Genomic DNA, 5463 nt, shown 5'->3' with positions numbered 1-5463 from the left:
AAAACGAGGGGCAATTCCCCGACGGCGTGAGGATAGTGGATCCAACAGTAGCGCTTGCCCTGCGAAATAACGCGCTCTGCCCTGGCGCACTTCTCAGCCGCTCAAATAGTACAGCAGGCACAGGTCGGCCAGTGTTACCTTCCCAAGGAAGCCCGCGCGGTCCACGGCCGCCTGGCGGATGACAAGGGTGTACATCATGCGCGGCGAGTCGGTCGGGGTGGTCTGATGCTGGCGGCAAATTCACCTGCGGCGGCGCGCCGCTTAAACTCCGCGATTTGCTCGCGGGTGAGATAAAGGCGGCCTGCGATATTCAGCGGCTGGCCCAGCCAACCGCGCTGAATCCATCTCCAGGCTGTTGATGGCACGACGCCGAGCCCGGCGCGAAAGCGGCGCAGCGCGATGAGCTCCGGCTCGACGCGATCCAGGGAAAGAAACTGGGGGTTCGTCTCTTTTCGTGCAGGTCTGTCGTTGGCCACGCCCGAAAACAACACCATCAGAGGTGACATCGCCACGGGAGCTTACGGGGAAAAGAGGGGGAAAAAGGACTACACGATTGGCGGACTAAGTTGATATATCCGCGCCTTACGATCACCGCTAACTTTAATTATGCCCGCTTCAAGGAGTCGTCCAGCTTTCTTCGATTTCATACTTTTGCTTACGCGATAGTCCTTCGCGAAGCCGCCTATCAGTTCGACGACTCGTTTGTGGAGGGTTGCGCCGTCAAGTGTTCTGCCCGGTTCTTCGTCCAGAACCTTCAGGATTCGGCGCAGCGCAAGCGGAATGTTCACGAAGCCAAAGTCCCCGTCTTCGCGGGGCAAGCGGACGAGGCTATATTCCTTATTTGTCCAGCCCCGCGAAAGCTCCTTTTGGGTAGTGAGCTTTTCCTGGTTGCTAACGAAAGCAGGCAGCAGACGCGCTTCACTGACATGGAGGGGTTGCTTGGCACAGCTTGAAAGATACGCAGTGGTAATGTCTTTGCCGTGTTGAAAATCGGCCCGAAAATGAATCGCGGAAAGCACGGCCCTGGAAACGTGATGCTCGCCCGAACGCGTGCCGGCGAGCAACAGGAGTCTGAATCCCGGTCCGGTTCGCGAATTCAACCAGACTCTTTCCAGTTCGGCAGTACGATAGCGATGCCAAAGCTCCCATCTCCCGAATTCCTTCAACCAGGTCTCCCATCGCAAGCGCCCGCTGCGTCTCGCCCGGCCAGCCTGACGGTGTTTGAGCCTCAGTTCCTCGACGGCCCCGGGGTGATCCGCAGTGAGACAATCAGGCAGTCCCCAATACACGGGCCACACCGCCAATCGCTCAAAAACCGGCCACCCATCCATCGGTCTGGCGAGAGAATCACACACGGGTTTGAGTACCAGTGCGCACCGGTCGGAAATGAGCCGCCAGCATTTGTCGGCGAAACAATGGATGGTGAATTCCTCAAGCGAACCGTCAACCCCGGTCGGAACGATTGCTTTTATCATTTCGTCTGAACGTTCGCTATCGGCGGCGCCACGACGACCGGCCCGAAATTCAGCCGTGCAGCCTGGGCCTTGCGGTGTTCGTCGGCCAGGTGCCCATAAACCTTGCCGATCAGGATTCCGCCGTCTTTATGGCCCACCCAGCGGGCAATCGTCATGAAGTCCACGCCCGACATGACCGCATAACTGATGAAGTGGTGGCGCAGGTCGTGGAAACCGAACTTCCGGAGCTTGTCCGGCAGGACCTTCTCCCTTCTCTCAACGCGCCTGGATTTGCAATGAGCGCAATGCCTGATCGCTGCCCCGACTGTGAGCCGCTGGCAACGCTGGCAGACACAGCCGGCCGCATTGCGGGTCAGCCGCAAAGATTCCATAAGGGTTTTCGTGGAAATGTCCCTGTCGCCGCGTTGCGGACTGGGGAAGAGCCATTGAGAGTCGGGCTGGCGACGGCTCCACATTTCCTTCAGGTGCGTTTCGAGCCTCGGATTGAAGTCCACATGCCGCGCCTCGCGATTTTTGGCGTCGCCTTCCGCGCCGAAGGTTACGTGGCCGCTCGAAAAATCGACGTCCTGCCACCGGACCCGCAACGCCTCAGACCGACGCGCGCCGGAGTATTGCAGGAAGCGGAGGTAGTCCACGAATTGATGCCCGTTCCTGCTGACTTTCGGCGCGACTTCACATAATTGGTCGATCTCCGAAGGCGTGACCAGTTGTCGCGCCTTCTGATTCACGCGCTGCCAGGCCAGACCTTCAAACGGGAGCGGCGGCTTAAGGTAACCGTCCCGCAGCGCGGCCTTGAGCACGCCACGAACGCCGATAAGATAAAGATTCACCGTGCGCGCGGAGTAATCCGAACCGGCGAGCTTGGTCAGGACGTGGCTCAGGTGATGGGGCCGGATTTTGTTCAACCGCAAATGGCCGAGCTCCCTTTTCCAACGGCGAAGGTATCCGAGATCCTTGTTGATCGTGCTCGTGCGCTTGCCGGAGACGCGCAGACACTCCGTATAGGTGGCAAGTTTTCTCCGCTTGGCGGTTGCGTCATCGTCGTCGTCGCCAGCTTCAGTTGCCGCACCGGAGTTCGTTTCACCCGATGGTTCCGCCGTTGTCGATCCGATGTAATCGCCCAGGGTGGGAACCATCCCGGTCGGCCGCAGCCGGTCATCATCGCGCTCGGTCAGGAGACGGGCATAGTCCGCCCTGGCCTCGTCAAGCGTGACGCCGCTCAGAGGCACCCAGCTCGACGAGCCCCGGCCCAGATCGTCGATAACCGTAAGATTGGCGTAGAATTTCCCGTTGCGCCGCCATAAACCGCGCACGCGACGCTTGCGCGAATCGAAGACTTTACGGTAAGCATGGGGGCGAGGTTTGCGTGGCGTTGCGGCGGCTTGCACGGCCATGAACCTTAGCAAATACCTTAGCAAAGTCAAATGTGGACGCGGACAAACTATGTAAGTAATTGTGGGTACAACAAAGCCGGTGTGGCGAAATGGCAGACGCACAGGACTTAAAATCCTGGGACCGTAAAAAGTCGTGCGGGTTCAAGTCCCGCCACCGGCACCAACATTTACTGCGGTTTTCACGCGCCTATTGACGGACGCGAAGGTCCGGTCTGGCGGCGAACTCAACGGCGCTGAAACACTCTCGTTAGGTGACTTTCGGATTCTCTATCTCCAAATCAATCGGCGCAGTCTTGACTCTGTGTCGCATAACCAAATACCAAATGAATCCGAACCCCCACAAGAAAAAGGCGACTACTGCGAACACGACGACCGGCTTGAAGGCGATGCCTAGCACGCGCGAACCTCTGGACCGGAACCTAGAGCAATCAATCGCGGCCCATAACGCGGTGAGCAATCCGAACAAAAAGCTCACTCCGACGGTAAACAACCCAATGAGCAGAAAATTCATGATGAGCCACACTATGGCCGGAACAACAACCTGCGGTGGCCAACCTTTGCTGGGCTGTGTACCGAGGGGGTCGGCTGCGCCGGACGGCGAAGAAATGAACTCCAAGGGCTGCTGGTCAAGCGAACACACAGTTGCCTCGTTTGGATGCTCTCTTCCACAATATGTGCATCGCTTCATGCGCGTGATGCTGCCTTCGGCCCAAGCTCAGTGACAGCCGCCGGAGGCGCCGGTGGAGCGCACGACGCGCTTCCAAATTGCCCGTGACACTCAATCGAAAAACGCGGCGGCTGTTCGCTGCGCCGCTCTAGTCAGGTGGCGTCGTCTCAACTTCAGTCTTTTGTCAGCGAGTGTGTCTTCTTTGAGGGTGGCAAATCCTTCGCGGCGGCCAAGTGATGAGCCGGTGCAGGTCTGGCCGGCACTGGTTTCCCAGCGCCCTCCAACCCAGCACTACCGGCGCTGCGAGAAATGCGAACGGTGCTCTTGAGCGCCAACCAACCAGTCACGGCGGAAAACACAACTCCGGGCAATAACAGCGATGCAAGTCCCCAGCGCCCCGAAGAAAAGTGAATAACCGAGAGTGCGACCGAGTAAACCGACAGAAAGATAAAGAAGCCTCCGCACATGCGGTTCGACCGGTTGATGCTCTGTTGTGTGCACATACGCAGCCGCCTAACTATGATTATGCGACTGCCGGTTCGCATATTGAAGCACAAAAATCCAGTCCCTTTGAGCCGCCCCTTCCGTCTCAGACGGCAATCACAGCGTTGCGGACAAGACCTAATAGAAACATCAAAGCCGCGCCGAATCGCAGCAACCTGAAAATCGCCTCATTTTTAGCGACGGTTGGTAACACACTCGTTGCGATTCAAATGCGGATTTTTGCGGGAAGAACGGAATTTACACACGCCACCCGCCGCACTAGAATCACCAACCAAATCGCGGGGATTCAACTTCCGCCATCGGCGCCAATCAACGCGGTGCCATTGTCGGCCATATATCGCATCAGGATGAACGCACTTGTCTCAGATTTCTCGACTCATCCGCTCGTGCCGGGCGGGCTGCTCGCTTCCATCATGGGCGATCCCCAAAGCCGCCGGACGCAGCCCCTCGACAATGGTGATCTGGTTTCCTTCAACAAGCTGTCCACCCCCGACGTCGTCGGCCATTTCCAGAACCTGGGGATCATTGCGAGCGATCAGGCTTCCGAGATCATCTCCTCCGACAACCAATACGTGACGTCGTTCAAGGAGCTTTGCCGACGCATCCCGGAAGTGGCGCAGGTCACGGACTGTGATCGGAAGTCCATCGAGCAACTGGCGCGGGCCCTGTTCAGCGCGAAGCTCATGTCCGAGTTTCTGGAAATCCTCACGCCGCCGCAGCTTTCGTACGAGAGGACCGCGCGCGGCACGGTGGACCTGCTTGAATCCCTGTTTGATTCCTTCCGCGAAATCGTGGGCGGCGCCTGGTCGGTGTTCTTCCCGCGCACCGAGTTCTCGCTGATTACGGACGCCTCGGCGCAGTTCTGGATGGCCTGCCTGTACAGCAACCGGACCGAGGAGATGGTCAACGGTTTTGTCGGTCTCTTTCTCGTGCCGCATCGCGAACGATTGCAGGCCCTGAATCGCGGTTACGTCCAGCAAAGCGGCCTGCACTTGCGCGACGCCATCACCGAGTATCTGGACAACTCGAAGGAAAAAATCGCAAAACTTCACGATGCCGTGTCGGACAGCGTCAAGGAGGGACTGGACCGTTCATTCGCGGAAATGGTCCGGGTGATCAACAAGCTCGAGCTGCCGCCCCTGCTGATTTTCTATTACCAGTTCCTGACCCAGGAGGTTTGCCGGGCATTCGCCAATCTCGACGGCGATTTGTCCTCGAAAGAGAATCGTTTCATCCAGTATTTGCTCCGGCAGATTTCGGTGATCTGTGAGGACTACGACGCGGCCTCGGCGGGGCGCACAAGGACGGTCGCGGAGGAAAAACTGGAGCAGGTGTTGCAGGAACTCGATGAACTGGTCGGCATCGCAACGGTCAAAGAAAAGATCAAGGAAACGGCGAACTTCGCGCGCATCCAGCAGCTTCG

Annotated in this window: 5 protein-coding genes and 1 tRNA gene; 3 read left to right on the top strand and 3 right to left on the bottom strand. The window is 58.2% G+C overall.

The genetic code is table 11. The features are described 5' to 3' along the window. Window positions 1-194 precede the first annotated feature (194 nt). Genes VN887_12100 through VN887_12090 form a run of 3 tightly spaced genes read right to left on the bottom strand, consistent with a single transcriptional unit; the run spans window position 195 to window position 2788 of the window. Window positions 195-506: a hypothetical protein gene (locus tag VN887_12100; protein ID HXT40745.1), complete on the bottom strand. Its 312-nt coding sequence runs from the start codon at window positions 504-506 to the stop codon at window positions 195-197. A 39-nt stretch (window positions 507-545) separates the two neighbouring features. Continuing rightward, entirely contained in the window at window positions 546-1475 is a 930-nt protein-coding gene (locus tag VN887_12095) for a hypothetical protein (protein HXT40744.1), read from the bottom strand. Beyond that, on the bottom strand, window positions 1472-2788 hold the full coding sequence (locus VN887_12090; GenBank protein ID HXT40743.1) for a tyrosine-type recombinase/integrase: 1317 nt from the start codon (window positions 2786-2788) through the stop codon (window positions 1472-1474). The genes VN887_12095 and VN887_12090 overlap by 4 nt, the downstream gene beginning before the upstream one ends. A 156-nt stretch (window positions 2789-2944) precedes the next feature. Between VN887_12090 and VN887_12085 the strand changes: the two genes are divergently transcribed. From VN887_12085 to VN887_12075, 3 genes are all read left to right on the top strand, one after another. Next, a tRNA-Leu gene (locus VN887_12085) sits at window positions 2945-3032 on the top strand. A 160-nt stretch (window positions 3033-3192) separates the two neighbouring features. After that, on the top strand, window positions 3193-3591 hold the full coding sequence (locus VN887_12080; GenBank protein HXT40742.1) for a hypothetical protein: 399 nt from the start codon (window positions 3193-3195) through the stop codon (window positions 3589-3591). 796 nt (window positions 3592-4387) lie between these two features. Further along, the coding region (locus VN887_12075) for a hypothetical protein (protein HXT40741.1) at window positions 4388-5463 on the top strand (1076 nt) is incomplete at its 3' end.

The organism is Candidatus Angelobacter sp., from assembly GCA_035607015.1.
In the GTDB taxonomy this organism is placed as follows: domain Bacteria; phylum Verrucomicrobiota; class Verrucomicrobiia; order Limisphaerales; family AV2; genus AV2.
Note: the sequence above shows the minus strand (reverse complement) of the source record. Positions and strands in the feature narration are given on the sequence as shown.